Below are 22,767 nucleotides of genomic sequence, written 5' to 3'. Positions count from 1 at the left end.
GACTTCCTTCAGATTCCACCTCGCAGTGGACACCCTTGTCCTCGGCTCATGGTTCCGACTACTATGGCCCATAGCGGACTCTCACCGCCTAGCTAATATCCATGCCGGGCGCACTAAAAATAAAAAGCTGAAAAATTTCAGCTTTTTTATTTTATTACTATTCCTTCACAAAATATTCATACTTAAACGGTATAGTATAGACAATCCCTAATATAAATAAACCCCTATTTTTCTTCTATACTATCCCCCTCAAAATAGCTATGAAGAAATACAAAAGATGGTCGGCTTCTTGTGAGTCGGCCATTTTTTAATACATCTAGTATCTCCATGGTATAATAAAGAACTAGAAATACTACTCATTAAGTATGAGGTGAAACCATTGAATAATAATCGAGATAATAATCAAAAAAATGAAAAACGACGACCAACCCGTGTCGAGTTATATGACACACCAAAGCCAGGGGAAGAAAAAAAGAAACGGTCATTCTTTAATCGTAAGCCCAAGCAGACTAGCTCACGTAAGCATAATGCGAAAACAAGTCAGCAACAACATCCAAAGAAAAAGAACCCCTATGGTATTTCTCGTCGGATGTTTAAGGTTATCCTTGGCTTCCTTTTAGTCGTATTGGTCGCTACTATTATTATTTTCTTAGTCAAACAACAAGATCCCGTTAATGTCGATAATAGCGACACAACAGTTTCAACAAGTACTTCATCACATAAAAAGAAGCATAAAAAAAGCAGTAGCAGCCATAAACATCACTCTAACAACAATAATGACAGTGATAATACTGATACTTATAGTATTCCATCAGTTACGCATTCAAACACTCCTACTACAAAGGAACAGCATTCAACAAGTCAGCAGCAACAACCAACTACCAATTCAAATTCAACTCAACAACCACAACAATCAGATCATCATGACCAAAATAGCAACAATGCTAATCAACAATCCAATAATCAACCATCTTCAAATAATTCTGGTCAACAATCTAGTCAAAGTACGCAAAGTAATAATTCACAGTCACAACAAAGTAATCCTCAACCAGTTCACCCCCAGTCGCAAAATACTCCCCACTAATTTTGGAAAAGGGGTTGTCAATCATCTACAGCGTGCTATAATCAAGACAATTGATTGAAGGATATGCATATTCTAAGTCCTCTCCAGAGAGCAGGTACCTTGAGTGGAAGTACTTGTGAGTGATGATGAGTATTGTACCACCTTCCCTAATTATTAGCCGACATAAGGCTAGTCGGATCGTGTCCGTTACCACACCTTAGAGAGGACATTACTAGTGTGTCCTGAAGATGGGTGGAACCACGCTAATTATTGTTAATTAACGTCCCTGATGCTTTTGTATAGGCATTGGGGACGCTTTTTTATTTTATTAAAGGAGAGATCACTATGGCTCAAGTTGCTGTTATGTCCCCAGATGGATCAGTTAAAAAGATCGATCGGGATTCAAAAGAAGGATTAGAAGCATTACGTAAACTTTCAGCATTAATGTTGAAAGCTGCCTTAAAGCAAGAATTTAAAGGTATTCGTCTCGGTGAAGCCGTTGCTGACGAAGACGGTTTCCATGTTGACTCTGATAAGGATGATCAACAAGTCTCTGCTGATGAATTAAACGCCCTTGAAGATGTTATTAAAGGGATGGCAAAGAACGATGTTAAGGTTGAATTTGTCGAATTCCCTGTTGACGATGCTCTCAAAGAAGTTAAAGAAGACCGTTTCTCAACAGAACTAATTAATGAGAACGCTAAAGATGGTAAAGTAGCAATGTACCAATTAGGTGATGTTAAGGCTGTTGCCGATGATGATATTCTCTTATATGGTAACGTTGTTAAGAATCTTCGTTTACTTTCCGTTGCTGGTGCTTACTGGAAAGGTATGTCTTCAAATCCTATGCTTCAACGGATTTACGGTACTGTCTTCTATAAGAAAGATGCCCTTGAAGAAGACCTTAAGAAGCGCCAAGAAGCTAAGGAACGTGACCACCGGGTTATCGGTAACCAACTTGACCTCTTCTTCGTTGATCCAAAGGTAGGGGCCGGATTACCTTACTGGATGCCTAAGGGTTCAACTATTCGGCGGACAATTGAACGTTACATTATTGATCGCGAAGTTGCTGATGATTACAAGCATGTTTACACACCAGTCTTAATGAACCTCGATGCTTACAAGACATCCGGTCACTGGGAACACTACCGCGATGACATGTTCCCACCAATGGACATGGGTGATGGTGAAATGCTTGAATTACGGCCAATGAACTGCCCAAGCCACATTCAAGTTTACAAGCACCACATTCGCTCATACCGTGATCTCCCATTACGGATCGCTGAACTTGGTATGATGCACCGTTACGAAAAGTCTGGGGCCCTCTCTGGTCTTCAACGTGTTCGTGAAATGACTCTAAATGATGGTCACACTTTTGTAACTCTTGATCAAATCCGGTCAGAATTCGCTAAGATTTTGAAGTTAATCATGAGCGTTTACAAGGACTTTGATATTACTGATTACAGTTTCCGTCTTTCTCTTCGTGATCCAAAGAATGTTAAGAAATACTATGCTAATGACGAAATGTGGGAAAAGTCCCAATCAATGTTGAAGTCAGCAATGGATGATCTTAACCTCGATTACTACGAAGCTGAAGGTGAAGCTGCATTCTACGGTCCAAAACTTGATATCCAGACTAAGACTGCTCTTGGTAACGATGAAACAATGTCAACTATCCAACTTGACTTCATGCTTCCAGAACGGTTTGGCCTTACTTATGTTGGTAAAGACGGTAAGGAACACCAGCCTGTTATGATCCACCGTGGGGTTGTTGGTACTATGGAACGGTTCATCGCCTACCTAACTGAAATCTACAAGGGTGCCTTCCCAACTTGGTTAGCTCCAGAACAAGTTCATATCATCCCAGTTAATGAAGATGCACACGGTGAATATGCTGATACCCTCGCTAAGAAGATGAAGGCTGCTAACATTCGGGTTGTTGTTGACCACCGTAACGAAAAGATGGGTTACAAGATTCGTGAAGCACAAACACAAAAAGTTCCATACACTCTTGTTGTTGGTGACGACGAAAAGAACAACAATGGTGTTTCAGTACGTAAGTATGGTGAAAAGGAACAAAACGAAATGAGTCAAGATGCATTTATGAGCGAAATCCTTGATGATATTGCATCATACTCACGTGAAAAATAATTATATAAAAAAATGACGATCACTACTTTGTGAAAGTCATTTTTTTGTTTTAAATTTATGAAAACTTATGAAAATAGCATTGGCTCTACCATAAGCATTAAACCGTTTACGGAATCCTCGTGAAAGTTTGGGCAACCAAAAATTTGTGTTGACACCGTTCACCAAAGGCTTTATAGTAGTTATCGCTCGCTATTGAGCACCTGAAATTAATAATTAAATTTTAAACACAAACTTTTACTTTGGAGGTATTTATTTATGACTACAATGAACGACTTATTTAAAGCAATGAGCAAGCAAGCTGCTGAAAATCGTCAAGCTAACGGTATTATGCTTATCCCTAAAAATGATGCCCCTGCAGGTATTGGTCAAGGTATTTTAAACGTTCGTAAATAATAAAGCTAAGAGGAGGAGTTTGGAAAACAAGATGGTTTTCAAAGCTTCTTCTTTTTATCTCTCAATCTTTTTACGATATACCTGCGGACTAAATCCTGTATATCGTTTGAAAGCCTTTGAAAATGTAAATTCATCTTTATATCCAACCCGGTGCGTGATTTCTTGCACCGGGTTATTTGTATTTCTTAATAGTTCTTTTGCCTCTTCCATCCGTAATTGCGATAAATATTTTTGCGGTGAAAGATTCATTTCACGCTTAAAAATCGTATAAAGATAACTTCGGGATAAATTAACATGGTGGCATAGGTTAGCAATATTACAATCACTATTACGAAAGTTCTCCTGTAAATAGTACAAAGACAGTTTTAATTGTTTATCAGTCTCATGGCTAGTTCCTCTATTGTTAGGATACTCAGTTACCAAATTATAAAACATCTGATAAGTTAATGACTCGACTAAAATATCATTAGGCAATGAACTAGGTGATCGAAGGGCATTGTACAATTGCTTCAAACTTGTACAAAAGTCACTATCCTGCACTTGGCGAAGATACCGCTTTTTTGCTAATGACGATCCCTGAAGCATTGTATTAATTTTAGTACCAGAAAAGCCAATCCAAAAATACTGCCACGGCTCTTCTCCATCAGCCTGATAAAAACACGGAACATCCTTAGGCAAGATAAAAACATCCCCGGCCTGTAAACTTACTGTATTATGGTTTGCAGACGAAAAAACTCCCTTTCCCCGCTGAATATAATGAATAACATAATTTTCACGGACATTATTACCACGATAAAAATAGTTTGGCGGGCAATTATCTTGGCCAATAAATAGAACATTACTTTCCAAACTTTTCCACGAAATACTTTTATATTCACTATCCATTACTTATCCTCTCCAATTTCATTACATTTTGCCATTAAGCATGGTTATTTATTCTTACTTTCAATCGTATTTTTGCTAATATCATACTATTTCCGAAATTAACATGTCAATTTGTCTTGTAAACAAAAACACATAAAGCAAGAAAAAAAGGCTATGGTTTGCAAAACGTTTAGCAAATATAATAACTTACGATGAAAGCGAATACAAAGTAATGTTTCCGCTATTATATAGAAAGAAGGAAAAATTATGGGTACTGAGGGGAAATCAAAAATGACCATGCGTGAGCGACTTGCTTACAGCTTTGGTGCATTCGGTAACGACTCATTCTACGGTCTCTTATGTGGCTACCTTATTATGTTTATCACGTCGCACTTATTTGATACTGGTAACAAAGCACTTGATAACAAGATGATTAGTCTTGTCACACTAATTATCATGCTTCTTCGTTTTGTTGAATTGTTCATTGATCCATTTATTGGAAATGCAATTGACCGAACTAAGACACGCTGGGGACACTTCCGTCCATGGGTTGTTGTCGGTGGAACTATCTCTGCCGTAATTCTGCTCTTGTTATTCACCAATCTTGGCGGATTATATCAAAAGAATGCAATAGCTTACCTTATAATCTTTGCAATCCTATATATCACAATGGATATCTTCTATTCGTTTAAAGATGTCGGTTTTTGGTCAATGCTCCCATCACTTACAACTGATTCTCGTGAACGGGAAAAAACAGCCACATTCGCCCGGGTCGGTTCAACTATCGGTGGTGGCTTAGTCGGAATTTTAGTTATGCCTGCTGTTATCTACTTTTCAGCACGACCAACTAGTACTGGTGATGACCGTGGTTGGTTTATGTTTGCCTTGATTATTTGTACAATTGCCCTTGTCTCTGCTTGGGGTGTTGGTATTTTCACTCGTGAAGTAAATAGCGACATTCGTAAAAACAAGAAAGATACTGTTGGACTTGTTGGTATCTTTAAAGCTCTCTCCGGCAATGATCAACTAATGTGGGTTGCTTGTGCCTACCTGTTTTACTGTGTCGGTATCAACATTATCAACTCCCTTGAAGTATATTATTTTACCTACATTATGGGACGACCAAAAGCCTTTTCAATCTTCTCAACAATTAATATCTGTCTTGGAATCGTCGCAACTTCACTCTTCCCAATCTTTTCAAAGAAACTTAGCCGTAAAGCACTATTTTCCAGCTGCTTAATCTGCATGTTACTCGGAATTTGCCTATTCGCATTTGCCGGTGACAACCTCGCAATGGTCTTAATTGCCGCTTCAATGTTTGGCTTCCCACAACCAATGGTCTTCTTAATCGTCTTAATGGTTATCACAGACTCTGTTGAATATGGTCAATTAAAACTTGGGCACCGTGATGAATCATTAGCCCTCTCTGTTCGTCCGTTGATTGATAAATTCGGTGGAGCTGTTTCAAACGGGGTTGTTGGTCAAGTTGCAATCATTGCTGGAATGACTACAGGTGCCACGGCTTCAACAATTACTGCCGCTGGTCGGACGAACTTCAAGATCCTGATGTTTGCTGTACCTGCTGTCTTACTTGTTATTGCAATTGCCATTTTTGCGAAAAAAGTTATCCTAAGCGAAGAAAAGCACGCTGAAATTGTCGCAGAACTAGAAAAAACTTGGGGTAAAAAACTCGATAGCGACCAACTTGATACACCATCTGAAACTGTTGAGATTCCAACCCCAATCAGCGGTGAACTAATCAAGCTAAGCGATGTCAATGATGACACATTCTCAACCGGCGCTGCAGGACAAGGCTTTGCAATTAAGCCAAGCGACGGCCGTGTACTCGCTCCATTTGACGCAACTGTTCGCCAAGTCTTTACTACCCGTCATGCAGTCGGATTGGTTAGTGATAAAGGTGTTGCTCTCCTAATTCACATTGGTCTAGGTACCGTTAAACTCAAGGGTACTGGGTTTGTTTCCTACGTTGAAGAAGGTCAGCAAGTTAAGAAAGGCCAAGAATTAATCGAATTCTGGGACCCTACCATTAAAAAAGCTGGACTTGATGATACAGTTATTGTAACTGTCACTAATTCAGATAAGTTTGATAACATCACCTTAACTGGTCAGCCAAACACAGTAGTGCAAGCCGGAGATAATGTTCTCAGCTTGCAAATCGAATTAGCTGAAAGCCCTAACCCAGACAATCAAGCCACCCCTGACCTTTCAGGCGATTTAGCATAAATATATGTCTATCTCCTATCAAAAAAGCTGTGATTAGAAAATCCTAATCGCAGCTTTTTTTAGATGAACTAACCGCAAAAATCACTAATCCAATCGCAAATAAGACGCTTAACGAAGCAGCACCAATAGTTGATTTCCCTGTCCATTGCGTTACTACACCAACAATAAGTGGTCCTAAAATTGCTGAAAACTTCCCTAAAATGTTATAAAAGCCAAAGAATTCGCTACTAGCATTTTTCGGTACTAACCGACCAAAATACGATCGACTTAGTGCTTGTAGACCACCCTGACTCGTCCCCACAAGAACTGCTAAAATCCAAAAATCAGTTAATGTATGCAATCTTAATGCATATAAACAAATTCCAAAATAAATAATAATTCCCATCATAATCGTGCGCCGAGCTGAAATTTTATTGGCTAGCCAACCATAAAGAATTGAAAAGGGAAAAGCAATTAATTGGACGATGAGTAAAACAAGCATTAGCATTGTTGTTTCGATCCCTAGATCCTTACCAATCGCTGTTGCCATTGTAAAGATGGTGTCAACCCCGTCAATATAAAAGAAATAAGCAATTAAAAACCATGTCAATTGATGATACTTATTAATATGGTGCAAAGTCTTTCTTATCCGCTTACAACTGTCAACTAACGGATTCTGCACCTTTTCAACACTGTAATGCTGTCGACCATCCCTTAATAATGGCCATGCAAAAATCACCCACCAAAGCGCTGCCAGCAGAAAACTAAAGCGTGCTATCTCGTAACTATTTAGCAGTCCACCAAACCCATCTGTAAGTTCGGCTACTAAAAAAATAATAAATGAAAGAACACCACCGAGATACCCCATGCCGTAACCGGTTGAGGAAACTCGATCCATTTGATAATTATCAGCCACATCTGTTAAAAAACTATCATAGAATAAATTTCCACCAGAATAACCAATAATTGAACCAATATAGACAATTAAAAGCAATTGCCACTGAGCGACTGGAACAATTGCCAATCCGACCGTCAAAATTATTCCGATCCACGTAAATATATTTAACCATCGACGCTTAGAATGAGGATAATCCGCTAGTGCGCCTAATAATGGTGCTAATACTGAAATAACCAGTGTCCCAAAGCTATTAGCATACCCCCATAACGCTGTTGAAATAGTACTACTAACTCCGGCTTGACTAGCAACTGCTTTAAAATAAACTGGCAAAACAGCCGTCACAACTAAAATTCCATAACCAGAATTAGCCCAATCATAGAAAATCCATTGCCACTGTTGCTTTGTAAATTTCACAATTCCACCTCAATCCTTGAAAACACCATCAATTACTTGCCCTGCCGTTGGAGCTGGGTAATGGAGACCCAGTAACTTAGCAAATGTCGGTCCTTCATCAACCAATCGTGCCCCTTCAATTACCTTACCAGCATTAACTTGGGGACCAGTGAAAATAGCTGTTGTATAGTAATTCGGTTGGGTCGGACCATATCCGTGTACAGCACGGTAACGGTCGTGGGTACCGATTGCAGCGGGATTAACTGATTCCACAACTGCCGGTCGGTTTACTTCATCGGTAAAGTAGTATCCTGGCTTTGCTTCAACCAAAAAAGTACATTTAGGATCAGCCCCTAACTTAATTGCTTGCGCCCCATCATAAATGCGTTGAACACCTTCAACACCCGCAATCAACTGTTTAAGGCTTCCTAAGTCAACAGCACCACGAGTGTAGATATATGTTTCTCCATCACAGGTTTTGGCGGTAACTTGCCAATTATTGCGGTAAACGCCCTTTTTTCCTAACGGGTGTAACCATCCTCGCCTTGCAAAGAGCATGTTGAGATGAATCATCTTATCAACATTAATCTGGTAGTGGTCGCCAAGAATTACAAAATTAGTTTCATCGTAGGTGCCTGCATCTTTAGTTGCTTGAATAATCTTAGCAACTCGAGCATCTAACCGTACGAGAGCATGTTTTGTCTGAGCTGATCGAACACCATAGCGGTGACGCATACTATCCATGTCAACAAGGTGGATTAACGTAAGATCTGGCTGCTTAGTTTTTAGCGTATCAACCGCACAAGCAGTCACAAAGTCATCTAGCCATGGTTGCTTGATACCATGGCGAAGCTTGCCATACTTTCTATTCATTTCATACAAAAATAATGGTGAACTTGCTTTAAGTGATACCAAGACCTGATTCGTCCAAATCCGGTTAGGAAAAATTTCTGCTAAGTTATAATCAATCTTACTGCCTGCTGTTACAGGCCAAAGAAAGGCAGCGGTCGTCAACCCCTGCTCCCGTGCAACATCATAGAGCGGCATCGCTTTTACATCCTTGCGGTACCAAAACCAATCTGGCGACTCACGACGGGGCTGGAGCTTAGTATTATTAACAATCCCATGAACTACAGGGTATTGACCGGTAATTATTGATGTATGAGACGGATACGTTAAAGTAGGAAATATTCCTTGAACCTTTTTTACCCATGTACCGTGAGTAATCAATTTTGCTAGTGTTGGAACTAATTGCCGTAATTCATTTAAATCACGAAATCCCATTGAATCTAATGAGATCACAACTAACTTATTTTTAGCCATTAATTTCATCTGCTTTCTTTAGACATTCTATCTTTATTCTATGCTTAGTATCCTAAATTATGTAAGACTATTCTTAATTATTAAGGAATATCCAGTTTGCTTCTAAGCATATTTTAATGTAAAATTTTTAGGTATGATACAAAAAAGAGAATTTGAAAGGAATACGATACTTATGAAAAGTCAACCGCATAAAGGGACCGGAGAGCAAGAAAAAACGCTCGGCCTTTTTGACCTATCCGTATTAGGAATTGGTGCAATTATTGGAACTGGGATTTTAGTTTTAACTGGAATTGTTGCCGCGGAAGATGCAGGTCCCGCGATTGTCTTCTCATTTTTAATTGCCGCCCTCGCTAGTGGATTAATTGGTCTTTGCTATTCTGAATTAACGACAAGTCTTCCTAATTCCGGAAGCGCCTTTTATTACGCCTGGGTATCTATTGGTAAATTTGTCGCCTTTCTTGCTGGCTGGACACTCATCGGGGTTTATGTGACAACCACGGCTACTGTTGCTAATGGGTGGACCGGTTACGTCCAATCTTTCTTAGAAGTATTAGGGATTAACCTACCGCATAGCTTACTTGTAAACCCTGCTTCTGGCGGATATGTTAATTTACCAGCTGTCCTAATGATCTTATTCATGACAGTTATTCTTACCCGGGGAACTAGCGAAAGCAAGCTGGTTAATAATTTCTTAGTCGGTGTCAAGATATTTATCATCGTCCTTTTTATTGTTATTAGTGCCCAACATGTTAATCCTGCCAATTGGCACCCCTTCCTTCCATATGGGTACCGCGGTGTTTTCACGGGCGCATCGGCCGTCTTCTTTTCTTTCCTTGGTTTTGATGCTTTAGCTACATCGGCTGAAGACGCAAAAGATGTTGATAAAAATATTCCCCGGGCAATAATTTTATGTTTAGTAATTTCAACTGCTTTATACATCTTAGTCAGTTTAGTAATGACTGGTGTCCTCAGTTACAAAGACTTAAATGTCTCAGAAGCAATGTCATACGTATTACTAGCTAAAGGACATAAATATGTTGCTGAGATTGTTTCTCTAGGGGCCGTTCTCGGAATCATGGCAGTTGTTTTTGCGTTTATCTATGCTGGTTCTAATATTATGAAATCAATGAGTCGGAGCGCCTTTTTGCCACAGGGACTCGCTAAATTAAACAATAAGACGCAAAGCCCCAATCGTGCCATTTGGCTTGTTGGTATTTTATCAGCAATTTTAGCCGGCGAATTTGATCTTCATTATCTTGCATTAATTGCTAATATCGGTTCACTAATGGTTTTTGCATTGATTTCCCTTATTGTAATTATCCTCCGCTACCGTTATCCAGAACTCAAACGGCCATTTAAAGTACCGTTTGGTAATGTCATCCCTGTTTTATCCGTTCTTATTTGCATTGTCCTTCTTGTCAGCATTTCCCTCAACGCCTGGTTAACCTACCTCCTCTGGATTGTTATTGGGTTAATAGTATATTTCTGTTACTCACTACGTCATGCTGATGAATTTAATTTTAAGGATGAAACTAATATTCCAAGTAAATAAATCTTAAAAGGAGACCAGAAAATAACCTGGCCGCTAAAGATAAAAATGTAACAGTGCAATAGCTGACCGGCAGTTCAAACGCGATAAATCAGCATTTGACCAACCCAGTGGGCTATCTTTGCGGAGATTCGAATACAAACACCCAAAATCAGCTTGTTAGCCGACTTTGGGTGTTTTCTATTTTTATGCATTTTTATTCTGGCGGGTTGTTTCTGCAAGGTGAACTAGATTCGTAACGAATTCGTGAGTTTTTGCCTCGTAGTGGTACTGACGGCCTAATTTAACAAAATAGCCATTGATATAATCAACTTCAACTGGTCGATTATGACTCATATCCTGATACATTGATGGATAATGGTGTGGACAGCCGACCTTTGATACATAATTCACGCTGGCTAATTCTTCAGCACGAGTATTCACTAATTGAATTCCCGCACGTTCACAAACGTCATAAGCTTCGTCGATTAACTGACGGGACAGCTCATCAGCCTTCTCAAACGAAGCATACTCGCCCATTGTGATTTCAAACATTGTACAAAGAGTATTTACTACTGAATTGAAAACAACTTTTGCCATCAACGTTCCCATAAAATCATCTTTAAGCGTCGGATTAAAATTAGCCTTTTTCAGTTCTTCCATCAACTGATTCATTTTTTCATCGGACTTTCCAGTATAACTAGCCCAATTAGTAGTTCCCATTCCTCGTTCACCGACAAACTCTACTTCACCTGGCGCAGTTAAAATAGTCGCTACCAAAGCAGTTCCGGCAACAACCTTTTCTGGCGGGAAGAATTGCAAAAGTTTTTCAACATGCCCCATCCCATTCATTGCCGTTAACGCATATTGATCCTTGAAGAAATGCTGACAACGTTTCAACATATCATCCATTTGCATCTGCTTTAACTCGAAAAAGACAAAATCAGCATTAGTCGACGTATATTCTTCAGGAGTATAGACATTCACCGGCACTAAATGTTTATTTTTATGTTCGCGGGTAACATACACTCCCCCTTGTTCCTTCATCTTGTCATAATGCGGTTGCCATCCTTCAACAAAATCTACCTCATTCCCAGCCTCTTGCAGTAATACTCCAAAACGTAGCCCCATTGCACCAGCACCTACAACAGTAAATTTCATTATATTCGCTCCCTTTCTGTGATTATAAAAAACGCCCCTAAATTAGCTAAACTAATCTAAGGACGTCTTCCGCGCGGTACCACCTTTATTTGCCAATAGCTCACACCATCAGCCTCAAATGTTCAATGCTCCAAACATTAAACACGACAGCGATAATGGGCTGTTCCCACCAGCAATTACTAATTTCATTGTGGCACTCAAAGTGATTTTCATCATGACATCGATATTCTTTTTCACCAGCCAAGAACTCTCTGCTATCTTAATCACAATTACTTTTCTTTTCAACGTGTTTTTTATAATCATTTTTTAATTTTATTATAATCTAATACCTTACACTTAAAATGTCAATAGTATTTTTTGTCATTTATAGTTGACATAAAGTTAAATATAAATTATATTTAACACTATAATATGTCTTATATACATGACAAGAGGGCGATATATTGAATAGGGTTCGGCAATATCGAAAGCAACAAAAAATCTCACAACTTGAACTAGCAAAAAGAATCGGGGTAGCAAGGCAAACAATTAACCTGATAGAAAATAATAAGTATAATCCATCACTTGAACTTTGTCTTAATTTAGCCCATGCACTTGATACTGATTTAAATTCTTTATTCTGGGAGGAATGATGATAATAGTTCCCCTTGGCAAATCTTTGTTACGCTTCTTACAGAAAGTGAGTGATATAGATGGACAAAGACGCTATTCGCAAACAAATTATTGCAACCGCAAATCGTCGTTATGCAACCCAAAAATTCGACCCCCACAAGAAGATCAGTGACGCCGATTGGCAAACAATCCTTGAAGCTGGTCGGCTTTCACCAAGTTCTTTTGGCTATGAACCCTGGAAATTCATTTTAATTAATAATAAACAAATTAAAAATGATATTCGGCCATTTTCATGGGGTGGTGCCAATAGTATTGACGGCGCTGACAAGCTCTTACTCATTCTCGCACGGACGGACGTTACATACGACAGTCCGTATATCAAGCACTTAGTTGAAGAAATCAAACATAAGGAATACTCACCAGAATCGGCTCCATCTCAACACTTCAAAGCATTTCAAGAACGTGACCTTGCAATTGACAGTGATCGTGCTTTATTTGACTGGGCTAGTAAACAAACCTATATTGCAATGGCTAATATGATGACCGCCGCCGCAGAACTTGATATCGACTCTTGTCCCATCGAAGGCTTTAATTATGAAAAAATGAACCGATACCTTACAACTAGAGGTATTATTAACCCTCAACACTGGAAAGTATCAGTTATGGTTGGTTTCGGCTACCGTAATCAACCAATCAAGCCAAAGGTTCGTCAACCATTATCTGACATTTATAAAACATTAGATTAATTTAAATTTTCTCTTGACGTTCTCATTTAACCCGTGTATTATAATGACAAATAAATGAGAAACAGCTTAGAAAAGATGAGTAATCTTAAGAAATTATCACAGAGAGCCATTATTGATGAGAGATGGTATAACGGACTAAGATGAAGATGGTCTTGGAGCGAAGAGAATTGCGAGCATTTTGTAAGTAATTCACGATTGACGACCGATAACACGTCTAGGTATAGCTTCCATTAGTGTACCTATTGAGGATGGTATTGTGAGATACTATCAAATTAGGGTGGTAACACGTTAATTAACTATGATTAATCAGCGTCCCTAGGAAAGGCATAATCTGCTTATCCTAGGGACTTTTTTATTTCTCCAATTCTTGAACCCATCATTATAGAAAGGATCGATTACTATGACTGAATTCACAACACGCACTACTTCTCCATTCCGCTACGACATTGTTGGTAGCTTCCTCCGTCCACAAGAATTAAAAGATGCTCGTGCTAAATTTGCAAAGGGAGAAATATCCCAAGCTGACTTAACAGCAGTTGAAGATAAAGCAATTATTAATTTAATTCACCAAGAAGAAAACGCTGGGCTTAAGGCCGTTACTGATGGTGAATTTCGTCGTAGCTACTGGCATTTAGACTTTTTCTGGGGTCTTCAGGGTGTCAAACACGTTAATCTAAAACATGGTTACTTTTTCCATGATGAAGAGACACGAAATGATTCCGCACAATTATCAGGCAAAATTTCTGGAGAAAACCATCCATTCGTTGAACACTTCAAATTTACCAAGGCTCATGTCTCGGAGGGTACGCAGGTTAAGCAAACTATTCCTGCGCCGGCTCAATTTCTAGAAGAATTCCTTCGACCAGAAAATCAAGCTAACGCTAAGGAATTTTATCCTGATGAAGCAGAACTCGATCATGACGTTGCTGCTGCTTACCACCAAGTAATTGAAGATTTATATGCAGCTGGATGTCGAACTCTTCAATTAGATGACTGTACTTGGGGAATTTCAGTGAATGCCTTCGCAAACCTCAAAAAGAAGGACCCAAACGCCGATGTTACTCAACTAGAAGCATTACAGAAACGATTCTTAAAAGTAAATAATGACGCAATTGCTAACTTACCGGCAGACCTCACAATCAATACTCATGTCTGCCGTGGAAATTACCACTCTACTTGGGCTGCCGCTGGTGGTTATGGCCCAGTTGCCGATGAATTATTCGCAAAGGAAAACGTTACTGCTTTTTACCTCGAATATGACAGCGAACGGGCTGGCGGTTTCGAACCATTAGCTAAGGTTCCAGACGACAAATATGTTGTATTAGGCCTTGTAACATCTAAGTCAGGGGAACTTGAAGATAAGGATGAGATCGTTAAGCGGATTCACGAAGCTGCTAAATACCATCCGCTTGATCACCTTTGCCTCAGTCCACAGTGTGGCTTTGCTTCTACTGAAGAAGGTAACATTCTTACAGAAGATCAACAATGGAATAAAATTAAATTTATCGAAGGCATTGCCAAGGAGGTCTGGGGAAAATAAATTTTCATAACCATGTTAAAATTAAGGGACAAATAACTTTTAGGAAGAAGTCTTTTAATGATTAGCATCCAACGGGCAACCGCTACCGACTTGCCAGCAATTGTTGCAATCTACAATCAAGCAATTCCATTACAAATTGTTACTGATGATGCTAAGCTGATTAGTATCAATAGTCGGCTTAGCTGGTTTCAGCAGTTTGATAATACCCATCCCCTCTTCGTTGCTAAGGATAATAACCAAGTTTGTGGTTGGGTCGCCTTAGAATACTTTTTCGCGCATCCGGCTTATCAACATTCTGCTGAAATAGCTATCTACATTGACCAAGCTCACCAACATCAAGGCTTAGGGCAGACTCTCCTCGCTTATATTGATCGTCAAATCACTGCATCGTTACCTTTAAAAACTGTTGTGGCATATGTGTACGAGCGCAACCTAGCAAGCCAGCATCTCTTTACTAAATGTGGCTATAAAAAATGGGGAAGCCTTCCACAAATCGCCAAAATCAACCATGAATTACGAACGCTAATCATTTTCGGCAAGCATTTTAACTAGTCATTTTCTCCGCAATAATAGCAACACGACGGCATATAAACCTTTAAAATTAGCAGGAGACTGAGAACCCAAAATTTCTCAGTCTCCTGCTTTATATTTTTCTAATTTTCATCAGATAATGTACCAACTTTAGGTAACTTTGCTAGGACACGATCCTTGTGTGGTGAATCCTTATATAAAACATCCGTCAAATCATACCCTGCTTGGTGTCCATGGTGTTCTCCATCATGCCATGCCGGACTGTTCGATACATCGTAAACAATCCCGTCAATTGCAACATAGGCCGGATTACCATCCTTACCGTTGTACTTACGTAATTCATCCCTAGTAAAAACCTTTTGTGCCATCGAGAACAACTCCTTTGCTCTTAATCAGCTAACTTCCCGACTACTGGCAATTTCTTTAATACTGCATCCTTATCCTTTGCATAACCGAAGACTACTTGCATTATTGTCTTTTCGTCAATTCCCTTTTTAGGAGCATCAGTAATATCGTAAACAGTCCCGTCGACTGCCATATAATGCGGCTTTTCGCCGTCACCATTATACTTTGCCAGCTCATCGCGAGTAAACTTCTTCTCAACCATCAATAGTTCCTCCTAAAGATCATTATTAATTTAAATATAACACTAGTTAATAATAAATAAACTAAAAAGCCTTTACAAGGTCAATAAAGCAAGTAATCCTAGCTAGCCTAAAACCATGTCTAAATGCGGGATATTGTCTTCAAGATATACCTCTGAAACTGGCTTAAAACCAAAAGTAGCATAAAAATTTTTTAAATATGCTTGGGCCTGAATTTTAATTGGCTTATGAGGGAACAATTTTGTGGCTTCATCAATTGTGACTCAGACAAGTTGTCGTCCATACCCATGTCCACGATAATCTTTTAGTACTAGAACCCGCCCAAAAGTCGAAAACTGACGATTCTTATCCATAATTCTTGTATAGCCTACTAGCTTTTCTTCATCGTTCAATAACATTAAGTGATATGCTTCATAATCTTGGCTATCAATTTCTTGATAAGGGCATTCTTGTTCAACAACAAAAACTTTAATCCGTTCTTCTGCTAATTTACACCATTCTACAGCTGACATTTCACTTAATTTTTTTACTTCTACATTCATACCAAAACCTCCTGAAAATAAAAGAGCGCTAACCAACTTCTTCATGTCATTATGACAGGCCCTAGTAGAAGATGGTCAGTGCTCTTATTGTCCTCAATCCGGGAATTAAGAACAAGTTATATAAAATTAGATTTAGTATACATCGTAAACATTAGTCATTCAATATGTTCTTAATACCAGGCCGGCTTGTCTCCATCAGTGCCTGGCTTATCGACGCCAAAGTTTTTACGAGCATACGGTGTTGGATCATCGATAATCTTAGCAACAAACGTACCAATTGACTTTCGTGATACCTCAGTCCCCTTAAACGGTTCACCCTTAGTTGTGGTTTCATAATCAACCTCATCTTTATCAGTAAGCCAAGCTGGACGAATAATTGTGTAATCAAGAGTTGAATTTTCGATGACATCCGCAGCACTACGATACGTACCTAGATAACTATCTGCTTGCCCACCGCCGAGCATTTCATTATTCCATTCGCCAAACTTTCCAGGAACTTCGTCATAGATGCCAATCGATGAAATCCAAATCAACGGCTTAACTGCATACTTTTCCATCAACTTAACAATGTTTTCTGCCTGCTGCTTAATCTCGGGATTGCGCAGGTTAGCATAGACAACATCTGCCTGTTCAATTGCTGGTTCAAGCTGGCCGAGATTTAATACGTCTCCCTTGATAACTGTTTCTCGTTTTTCATCTACAACATTCATATTTTGCGGGTGACGCGTAAATAGTAACAATTGATCATCACCATTAGCAAGCAGGGCATCAATAGCATGACTAGCAATTTTACCTGTTGCACCCAAAATCAAAACTTGTTTTGCCATTATCTTTACCTCCTCTTATCTTCTAACACCAAGTATACGAGTTTTTTTATTAATTAAAAGTAAGTACATTGAAGTAAGATAGTTACGGAAAAGTAAGTTTTATATGGCACTCATACCGTGATGGCTTTTTAATTTTTCTGCTGTTTTCCCCATGTATCAATTGATTTAATTACCGGTTCAAGTGTCTGCCCATAAGGCGTTAGCGAATATTCTGTTTTAGCAGGGGAAGTTAATATAATATTTTTCTGAATAATATTGGCTTTTTCTAATTCTTTTAACTGTAAAGCTAGCATCCTTTTCGAGCATTCTGGAATCAACCTTTGTAATTCCGAAAAGCGACATTTCTGATGCTCAAATAGCTGGAAGATTATCACACTCTTCCATTTGCCGGTAATTAAATTTAACGTCTTTTCAATTGGGCAATCTCTCTTTAACATGTTGATCCTCCTCTATGGTTTATGGTGAATTTAATTTCACCTCTTGAATATTTTCTTATTTTAGTTACTATTAGTAAGTGAAACAAGAAATAGGAGTGCTTTTTATGAATTCAAAATTTAACAACCTATCGACAAAGCGTCGTTCAATTTACGCTCTTGGTGATAATCTTTCCCAAACCCCAGAAGAAATTTTTAGTCTTGTCAAGGAAACAATCAAAAACTCACCAACCGCCTTTAATAGCCAAACCGTTCGTGCCGTTGTCCTTTTTGGTGCGAAATCCGATAAAGTATGGGATATCGTAGCAGATGCATTACAAAAGATCGTTAAAGACCCTGATGCCTTTGCTAAGACAAAAGCCAAGCTTGCAACCTTCAAGGCAGGGTATGGAACAATCCTCTTCTTGACTGATACTGCTACTGTTCATCACCTAGAAAAGGAATACCCATCATACGCAGATAATTTTGCTAATTGGGCAGAGCAAGGTCTCGGCGGTGCCCAACAAGCCGTATGGACAGCACTTGCTGAAAATGGAATTGGTGCTAGCCTTCAACATTACAACCCATTAATTGATGATGCTATCCATCAAGCTTTTGACCTCCCTGAAGAATGGCAATTGCGTGCCGAAATGCCATTCGGTTCAATCGAAGCCCCTGCTGGTGAAAAGACACACCTTGATGATAATCAATTGTTTAAGCTAATCAAATAACTCTAAATATATTTCCCCTTCTCTTAAAGTTATATAATGACAAAAGAGATTAAAGGGGGATTTTTTTATGGAACAAAAACTTAAAATGTATAATACTGGCGCTGATTATGCACTAGCAGTTATTGGTGGAAAATGGAAGTCTGTTATCCTCTATCTCCTAGCAGGTCATCCCCGGCGCCCTAGTGAGCTAGTTAAACAACTAGGAACCTCCTATAAGGTACTAAGCGATCAGCTTCGTGAAATGACTGATGCCGGATTAGTTGTCCGCAAAAGCTTTAATACCATTCCGCCCCATGTAGAATATCGTCTAAGCGAAGAAGGTGAAAACCTATATGCGGCCTTACGCTACCTTAATTATTGGGGTGAAGCACGGGCAAAAAAGACAAGTAATATCAAAATTATGTGTACTGATCAAATGAAACAAGCTGGCAATGATGGATTATGTGTTATCACAAAGAAACATCTTCATCACTGGAAACAAGAAATCGTTAAAAAAGATCAAATAATTGATGATTCCTCTAATGCTGATCAATAGCCCCATTTAACTTTTGCCGGTTAACAAGAAAGATAATAATAATCAACGGCACAATAAATAGCATTACCGGATAAAAGTATCTAACTGGTAAAGTGCTATCAATTATTCCACCAATAACCGGTCCTAGCGTCATGCCAACATCCAACCCTAAAAAGAATGTCGAACTTGCTAAGCCTCGTTCATCATCAGGGGCTAACATCATTGCGGTTGATTGGCATACCGAATAAATTAGGCCATATCCGAATGCCATTCCAGCTGCTGCCAGTGCCATTTCAAAGTTATTTTTCATGATTGTCAACATCACTAAATAGAACACCGTCGCAATTGTACTAACAATTAACCATGGTTGGAAACGAACCGTGTCAAACTGATTACGTAAAAACAAACGGCTTAATAACAATACGATTGCGTAAATCAAAAAATAAGCCCCGACCGCAATCGACAGGTGACGTTGTTCGGCATATTCTACAATATCAGCTTGTGTGGCAAAATAAGGGATTGCAAATAAGGCAGTTAAAATTGCAATTGGGATTGAATCATGTTGAATAATTTTTATGTGTAGTTTCTTTGGCTTCTCACTAGCTGACGATTGTTTCGGTTCTGCACGGTTACTAACAAATTGAATTGTGATAACCACCATTAATGCTGACAATGCTGAGAGAACAATTGCAGCACGGTAACCAATGATTCGATAGAGATTAATCGAAACAGCTGGAGCGCATGCCATTGCTAGTGCGTTCATTAAACCATAAAAGCTCATTGCTTCACCCACATGATTAAAGGGAACAAGGTATGATAGCCAAGTTGTCATACAAACCGTACACAAAACAAATCCCAGGCCATTAACTAACCGACAAATTAATAAGAAGGTACTATTCGGCGTAAACACATAGCCAGCTACCCCAATAAAACATAATACACCGCCAACAAATGCTAAAGAATACTTTGAAAAATGGTCTGTCATGTTACCGGCAATCGGTCGTAAGAACATTGAAACAATACTCATCATCCCCACTATTATTCCGGCAAATGCACTAGATGCTCCTAGATCTTGTGCATATCCGTTTATTAGCGGGTTGCAATACATGTTGCTAAACATAAAAAAGAATGATGCCGCCATTACTAGTACAACATCCTTTGTAAAAATTGTCTCTTTTTTTGCCATCAATTCTCCAGCTTTCTCTCACCAAAATTACCATTACTGATATAATTTAACTTCTATCATACAACCATTTACTTGAAAATTTTATTTCAATTTCAAATTAAGTCTCAATATTTCCCAGGAAATTTTTTCATAAAATAAAAGCAGAAATGTGCATCTCGACAAGGTAGCAATTCAACTAAAATAACTAGGGATTTGCTAATAATCCTAACCTTAATTAAAATTCACGGAATAACTAAAAAGCCTAAGGAAAAGTAATTAACTTCTCCTTAGGTTAAAGTGGATTATTCAATTTACGATTACTGTAAAGAATCCCAGGCAGGTAGAGTAATTGGCTCTTTTTCAGCTACTTTCTTTACACGTTCACTAATATACTTCTTATTAATAACCGCTTCATAAGTATATTCCTCAAACCAATCTTGCGTCATAACAAAGTAACCATTATCACCATTATCTTTGCCCCAACTATTTTCAATCTTCCACCGGGTTGGTTGATCATTTACTAGGTCAAAGCCGGTTAATGTCATTGCATGGGATACCATTGCTTGCTTTGATTCCAGCCGGTGCTTCTTATCCATTGTAAAGTCAACCCCGAGTAGTTCTTCGCGATGGAACAATTTAGCATCCATTAGGCCACGCTTCCGATCCATTTGTTGAAGGACATCATTACCAACCCAAACCGTTTCACCAGCCTTAAGTTGCTTCAACGCTGCCGCTTGTAATTCTGCAAATGGAACATTAACAAACTTAATTGGGATTCCACCAGCAACACTATCTTGTGCCGGCATCAAATAGCTTTGATCCATTTCGTGATCAGGAGCATTAGTTACAACAACATAATCACTTAAGTTTGTATCAAAGTATTCATGATAGAACTTTAATGGGGTTAACCCTAGGATTTGGTGAAATTTCTTATCATCATCACGGTATTCTAAGTCAAACTTAGCAGGCGGTTCACCAAATGAGTAAGCAGCGATTTTGTAAACTCCTGCCATCATCCGTGTTTGCGCCTTTTGCAGTTCTTCTTCACTAGCGCCATCTTGAACCATTCCCCGTAGCTCAAGAGCATCCTTGCGCATCAAATAATTAAATACTTCGGCTACATCAGAGGTATCCTTGGTATTATGCGTATCAGGCATTACATATTCAGGAACAACGCCATATTTTTCAACAATGGAAGCAGCATTTGCCCATTGACCGCCATCATTTAACGCAAAGCTAAGATAAAAGTCAACCGTTCGATCATGCAATGGCTTGTTAGCAGTCGCAATAATCTTTTGGAAGAACATGTTTGCCCGCTCAATCCGATCCCAGAAGAATAGGTAATTTTGTGAAAGTTCAAAATCCTTAAACTTATACTTTGTCGCAAACTTATGACGAAGCGTATTTAAAGCAGCAAATGACCAACAACGGCCACTATGACGCTGATTACTTGGCTTACCAGTCTTTATTTCGTATGAGAATGCACGGTGCAAACGTTGACTAGCGGCCGGATCTTCACTTGAAGCCTTGATTCCATTTTTTTGAATTGCCCGGGCAATAACTTCAGCATCCTTGCGTGCGTGAAATTCCTTTTTCAATTCTCCAACCATTTTTGAAGTTAAATGATGTTCTTCCGTCACAATAAATCCCTTCTTTGACTAAAATTTTAAATGACCTTTACAATATTAATGATACCGCATTTTAGATAAAAATTATTATTATAAACGTTTTTGATTTAAAAATTTACGAAAAGTAAGTAAAATTGTATTACGGCAAGCACTTTGGATAAGAATTTAGAAAAAGTGCGTTAAAATTTTATCTAGGAGGCTGATTAATATGAAGAAAGTATTTATTGTTGGTGGATCTGGCCGAGTTGCGACCGACCTTATCAAAGACCTCGTTGCTACTGGTAATGAGGTAACTGCCGGTGCTCGTCATCCCGAAAAAGTTATTAAATTAAACCATGTTACTCCTGTTGAACTTGACCTTCACAATAGTGTTGATAATATCGCTAAGCTAATGAAAGGAAACGACGCAATTTATTTTGTTGCTGGTTCCCGAGGTAAGGACTTACTTCAAACGGATGCTATGGGTGCTGTTAAAACAATGCAAGCCGCTGAAAAGGCCGGTATCAAGCGGTACATCATGTTAAGCTCCTTATATGCTCTACAACCGGAAATGTGGACCAAAGTTAAGTCCCTTGCTTCAATCATGGACTACAACGTTGCCAAATTCTTCGCAGATAATTATTTAATTTCGAACACTGATCTTGACTATACAATTCTCCAACCAGCTAATTTAACCGAAGAAGCTGGTACCGGAAAAATACAAATTGGTGATGGCAGCGCAATTTCCAATCCGATCCCAGACGTTGCCCAGACCCTTGCCGATATCCTCCAACATGATAATACAATCGGGCACGTCATTATGATGCGCAGCGGTAATACGCCAATTGAAGAAGCGCTAGATAAAATTTAGATTTTTGAAGTTGTTGACTAGTTTGCTTTTTAAGTAAGATTAGTCTTCAACTCTTTTTCTTTTCCT

Annotated in this window: 22 protein-coding genes, 1 pseudogene and 2 other annotated features; of the genes and pseudogenes, 12 read left to right on the top strand and 11 right to left on the bottom strand. The window is 38.9% G+C overall.

The annotated features are described in order from the left end of the window. Positions 1–370: 370 nt before the first annotated feature. The 3 genes from H5S39_RS05270 (at position 371) to H5S39_RS05260 (ending at position 3,607) form a co-directional block, all read left to right on the top strand. On the top strand, positions 371–1,084 hold the full coding sequence (locus H5S39_RS05270) for a hypothetical protein (RefSeq protein WP_182596095.1): 714 nt from the start codon (positions 371–373) through the stop codon (positions 1,082–1,084). A gap of 324 nt (positions 1,085–1,408) precedes the next feature. Then, the gene (thrS, locus tag H5S39_RS05265; protein WP_182596094.1) at positions 1,409–3,214 is read left to right on the top strand and encodes a threonine--tRNA ligase; all 1,806 of its coding nucleotides are present in this window, start codon (positions 1,409–1,411) and stop codon (positions 3,212–3,214) included. Between the two features lie 255 nt (positions 3,215–3,469). Further along, positions 3,470–3,607, top strand: coding sequence for a hypothetical protein (locus tag H5S39_RS05260; protein ID WP_182596093.1), 138 nt, complete (start codon positions 3,470–3,472; stop codon positions 3,605–3,607). A 54-nt stretch (positions 3,608–3,661) separates the two neighbouring features. Here H5S39_RS05260 and H5S39_RS05255 read toward each other — a convergent pair whose 3' ends face one another. Continuing rightward, positions 3,662–4,492: an AraC family transcriptional regulator gene (locus H5S39_RS05255; RefSeq protein ID WP_182596092.1), complete on the bottom strand. Its 831-nt coding sequence runs from the start codon at positions 4,490–4,492 to the stop codon at positions 3,662–3,664. Positions 4,493–4,738: 246 nt separating this feature from the next. On the opposite strand from H5S39_RS05255, the gene H5S39_RS05250 reads away from it, so the two are divergent. Further along, positions 4,739–6,715 carry a sugar MFS transporter gene (locus H5S39_RS05250; protein WP_182596091.1) on the top strand — a complete coding sequence of 659 codons (1,977 nt, stop codon included), beginning with the start codon at positions 4,739–4,741 and terminating at the stop codon, positions 6,713–6,715. Between the two features lie 43 nt (positions 6,716–6,758). Here H5S39_RS05250 and H5S39_RS05245 read toward each other — a convergent pair whose 3' ends face one another. Continuing rightward, positions 6,759–8,006, bottom strand: a complete 1,248-nt coding sequence (locus H5S39_RS05245) for an MFS transporter (protein ID WP_182596090.1) — start codon at positions 8,004–8,006, stop codon at positions 6,759–6,761. Positions 8,007–8,015: 9 nt separating this feature from the next. Beyond that, complete coding sequence (locus tag H5S39_RS05240; protein WP_182596089.1) at positions 8,016–9,308, bottom strand: alkaline phosphatase family protein; 1,293 nt, start codon at positions 9,306–9,308, stop codon at positions 8,016–8,018. A gap of 172 nt (positions 9,309–9,480) precedes the next feature. Between H5S39_RS05240 and H5S39_RS05235 the strand changes: the two genes are divergently transcribed. Further along, positions 9,481–10,860 (top strand): APC family permease, encoded by a 1,380-nt coding sequence (locus H5S39_RS05235; protein ID WP_182596088.1) that lies wholly within the window; start codon positions 9,481–9,483, stop codon positions 10,858–10,860. Between the two features lie 183 nt (positions 10,861–11,043). Here H5S39_RS05235 and H5S39_RS05230 read toward each other — a convergent pair whose 3' ends face one another. Continuing rightward, a complete protein-coding gene (locus H5S39_RS05230; protein ID WP_182596087.1) occupies positions 11,044–11,997 on the bottom strand; it encodes a ketopantoate reductase family protein in 954 nt (317 codons plus the stop codon). Positions 11,998–12,052: 55 nt separating this feature from the next. Beyond that, positions 12,053–12,291, bottom strand: a binding site (T-box leader). 149 nt (positions 12,292–12,440) lie between these two features. Here H5S39_RS05230 and H5S39_RS05225 point away from each other — a divergent pair. The 4 genes from H5S39_RS05225 to H5S39_RS05210 all read left to right on the top strand — a co-directional run bounded on the left by H5S39_RS05225 (position 12,441) and on the right by H5S39_RS05210 (position 15,447). Next, positions 12,441–12,629, top strand: a complete 189-nt coding sequence (locus tag H5S39_RS05225) for a helix-turn-helix transcriptional regulator (RefSeq protein WP_182596086.1) — start codon at positions 12,441–12,443, stop codon at positions 12,627–12,629. Positions 12,630–12,689: 60 nt separating this feature from the next. Then, complete coding sequence (locus H5S39_RS05220) at positions 12,690–13,355, top strand: NAD(P)H-dependent oxidoreductase (RefSeq protein ID WP_182596085.1); 666 nt, start codon at positions 12,690–12,692, stop codon at positions 13,353–13,355. A 58-nt stretch (positions 13,356–13,413) separates the two neighbouring features. Then, positions 13,414–13,675: a binding site (T-box leader), on the top strand. An 80-nt stretch (positions 13,676–13,755) separates the two neighbouring features. Next, positions 13,756–14,895, top strand: a complete 1,140-nt coding sequence (locus tag H5S39_RS05215; protein WP_182596084.1) for a 5-methyltetrahydropteroyltriglutamate--homocysteine S-methyltransferase — start codon at positions 13,756–13,758, stop codon at positions 14,893–14,895. Positions 14,896–14,952: 57 nt separating this feature from the next. Further along, the gene (locus H5S39_RS05210) at positions 14,953–15,447 is read left to right on the top strand and encodes a GNAT family N-acetyltransferase (RefSeq protein ID WP_182596083.1); all 495 of its coding nucleotides are present in this window, start codon (positions 14,953–14,955) and stop codon (positions 15,445–15,447) included. 101 nt (positions 15,448–15,548) lie between these two features. Here H5S39_RS05210 and H5S39_RS05205 read toward each other — a convergent pair whose 3' ends face one another. The 5 genes and pseudogenes from H5S39_RS05205 to H5S39_RS05185 all read right to left on the bottom strand — a co-directional run bounded on the left by H5S39_RS05205 (position 15,549) and on the right by H5S39_RS05185 (position 17,837). Beyond that, positions 15,549–15,794, bottom strand: coding sequence for a cytochrome b5 domain-containing protein (locus tag H5S39_RS05205; RefSeq protein ID WP_182596082.1), 246 nt, complete (start codon positions 15,792–15,794; stop codon positions 15,549–15,551). A gap of 20 nt (positions 15,795–15,814) precedes the next feature. Beyond that, entirely contained in the window at positions 15,815–16,033 is a 219-nt protein-coding gene (locus H5S39_RS05200) for a cytochrome b5-like heme/steroid binding domain-containing protein (protein ID WP_182596081.1), read from the bottom strand. 102 nt (positions 16,034–16,135) lie between these two features. Further along, positions 16,136–16,573: pseudogene (locus H5S39_RS05195) on the bottom strand (GNAT family N-acetyltransferase). Between the two features lie 170 nt (positions 16,574–16,743). Further along, positions 16,744–17,400, bottom strand: a complete 657-nt coding sequence (locus H5S39_RS05190) for an NAD(P)H-binding protein (protein ID WP_182596080.1) — start codon at positions 17,398–17,400, stop codon at positions 16,744–16,746. A 128-nt stretch (positions 17,401–17,528) separates the two neighbouring features. Beyond that, entirely contained in the window at positions 17,529–17,837 is a 309-nt protein-coding gene (locus tag H5S39_RS05185) for a winged helix-turn-helix transcriptional regulator (protein WP_182596079.1), read from the bottom strand. A gap of 104 nt (positions 17,838–17,941) precedes the next feature. On the opposite strand from H5S39_RS05185, the gene H5S39_RS05180 reads away from it, so the two are divergent. Together H5S39_RS05180 and H5S39_RS05175 are read left to right on the top strand one after the other, a co-directional pair. Next, positions 17,942–18,544 carry a nitroreductase family protein gene (locus H5S39_RS05180; RefSeq protein ID WP_182596078.1) on the top strand — a complete coding sequence of 201 codons (603 nt, stop codon included), beginning with the start codon at positions 17,942–17,944 and terminating at the stop codon, positions 18,542–18,544. A 67-nt stretch (positions 18,545–18,611) separates the two neighbouring features. Continuing rightward, entirely contained in the window at positions 18,612–19,079 is a 468-nt protein-coding gene (locus tag H5S39_RS05175) for a winged helix-turn-helix transcriptional regulator (protein ID WP_182596077.1), read from the top strand. Here the strand turns inward: H5S39_RS05175 and H5S39_RS05170 are convergent. Beyond that, positions 19,063–20,244, bottom strand: a complete 1,182-nt coding sequence (locus H5S39_RS05170) for an MFS transporter (RefSeq protein ID WP_182596076.1) — start codon at positions 20,242–20,244, stop codon at positions 19,063–19,065. The genes H5S39_RS05175 and H5S39_RS05170 overlap by 17 nt on opposite strands. Positions 20,245–20,540: 296 nt before the next feature. Further along, complete coding sequence (locus H5S39_RS05165) at positions 20,541–21,863, bottom strand: C1 family peptidase (RefSeq protein WP_182596075.1); 1,323 nt, start codon at positions 21,861–21,863, stop codon at positions 20,541–20,543. Positions 21,864–22,059: 196 nt separating this feature from the next. On the opposite strand from H5S39_RS05165, the gene H5S39_RS05160 reads away from it, so the two are divergent. Continuing rightward, positions 22,060–22,701, top strand: coding sequence for an SDR family oxidoreductase (locus H5S39_RS05160; RefSeq protein ID WP_182596074.1), 642 nt, complete (start codon positions 22,060–22,062; stop codon positions 22,699–22,701). Positions 22,702–22,767: the final 66 nt, after the last annotated feature.

This window comes from Limosilactobacillus rudii (genome assembly GCF_014145455.1).
In the GTDB taxonomy this organism is placed as follows: Bacteria; Bacillota; Bacilli; order Lactobacillales; family Lactobacillaceae; genus Limosilactobacillus; species Limosilactobacillus rudii.
This window is presented reverse-complemented; position numbering and strand designations above follow the sequence as displayed.

What these genes read in the sequence shown, in the direction of transcription:
- H5S39_RS05205 (WP_182596082.1), bottom strand. Translation starts at nt 15,794, where the DNA reads ATGGCACAAAAGGTTTTTACTAGGGATGAATTACGTAAGTACAACGGT.
- thrS (WP_182596094.1), top strand. Translation starts at nt 1,409, where the DNA reads ATGGCTCAAGTTGCTGTTATGTCCCCAGATGGATCAGTTAAAAAGATC.
- H5S39_RS05240 (WP_182596089.1), bottom strand. Translation starts at nt 9,308, where the DNA reads ATGGCTAAAAATAAGTTAGTTGTGATCTCATTAGATTCAATGGGATTT.
- H5S39_RS05215 (WP_182596084.1), top strand. Translation starts at nt 13,756, where the DNA reads ATGACTGAATTCACAACACGCACTACTTCTCCATTCCGCTACGACATT.
- H5S39_RS05190 (WP_182596080.1), bottom strand. Translation starts at nt 17,400, where the DNA reads ATGGCAAAACAAGTTTTGATTTTGGGTGCAACAGGTAAAATTGCTAGT.
- H5S39_RS05200 (WP_182596081.1), bottom strand. Translation starts at nt 16,033, where the DNA reads ATGGTTGAGAAGAAGTTTACTCGCGATGAGCTGGCAAAGTATAATGGT.
- H5S39_RS05230 (WP_182596087.1), bottom strand. Translation starts at nt 11,997, where the DNA reads ATGAAATTTACTGTTGTAGGTGCTGGTGCAATGGGGCTACGTTTTGGA.
- H5S39_RS05260 (WP_182596093.1), top strand. Translation starts at nt 3,470, where the DNA reads ATGACTACAATGAACGACTTATTTAAAGCAATGAGCAAGCAAGCTGCT.
- H5S39_RS05180 (WP_182596078.1), top strand. Translation starts at nt 17,942, where the DNA reads ATGAATTCAAAATTTAACAACCTATCGACAAAGCGTCGTTCAATTTAC.
- H5S39_RS05170 (WP_182596076.1), bottom strand. Translation starts at nt 20,244, where the DNA reads ATGGCAAAAAAAGAGACAATTTTTACAAAGGATGTTGTACTAGTAATG.
- H5S39_RS05220 (WP_182596085.1), top strand. Translation starts at nt 12,690, where the DNA reads ATGGACAAAGACGCTATTCGCAAACAAATTATTGCAACCGCAAATCGT.
- H5S39_RS05255 (WP_182596092.1), bottom strand. Translation starts at nt 4,492, where the DNA reads ATGGATAGTGAATATAAAAGTATTTCGTGGAAAAGTTTGGAAAGTAAT.
- H5S39_RS05185 (WP_182596079.1), bottom strand. Translation starts at nt 17,837, where the DNA reads ATGTTAAAGAGAGATTGCCCAATTGAAAAGACGTTAAATTTAATTACC.
- H5S39_RS05235 (WP_182596088.1), top strand. Translation starts at nt 9,481, where the DNA reads ATGAAAAGTCAACCGCATAAAGGGACCGGAGAGCAAGAAAAAACGCTC.
- H5S39_RS05175 (WP_182596077.1), top strand. Translation starts at nt 18,612, where the DNA reads ATGGAACAAAAACTTAAAATGTATAATACTGGCGCTGATTATGCACTA.
- H5S39_RS05250 (WP_182596091.1), top strand. Translation starts at nt 4,739, where the DNA reads ATGGGTACTGAGGGGAAATCAAAAATGACCATGCGTGAGCGACTTGCT.
- H5S39_RS05210 (WP_182596083.1), top strand. Translation starts at nt 14,953, where the DNA reads ATGATTAGCATCCAACGGGCAACCGCTACCGACTTGCCAGCAATTGTT.
- H5S39_RS05160 (WP_182596074.1), top strand. Translation starts at nt 22,060, where the DNA reads ATGAAGAAAGTATTTATTGTTGGTGGATCTGGCCGAGTTGCGACCGAC.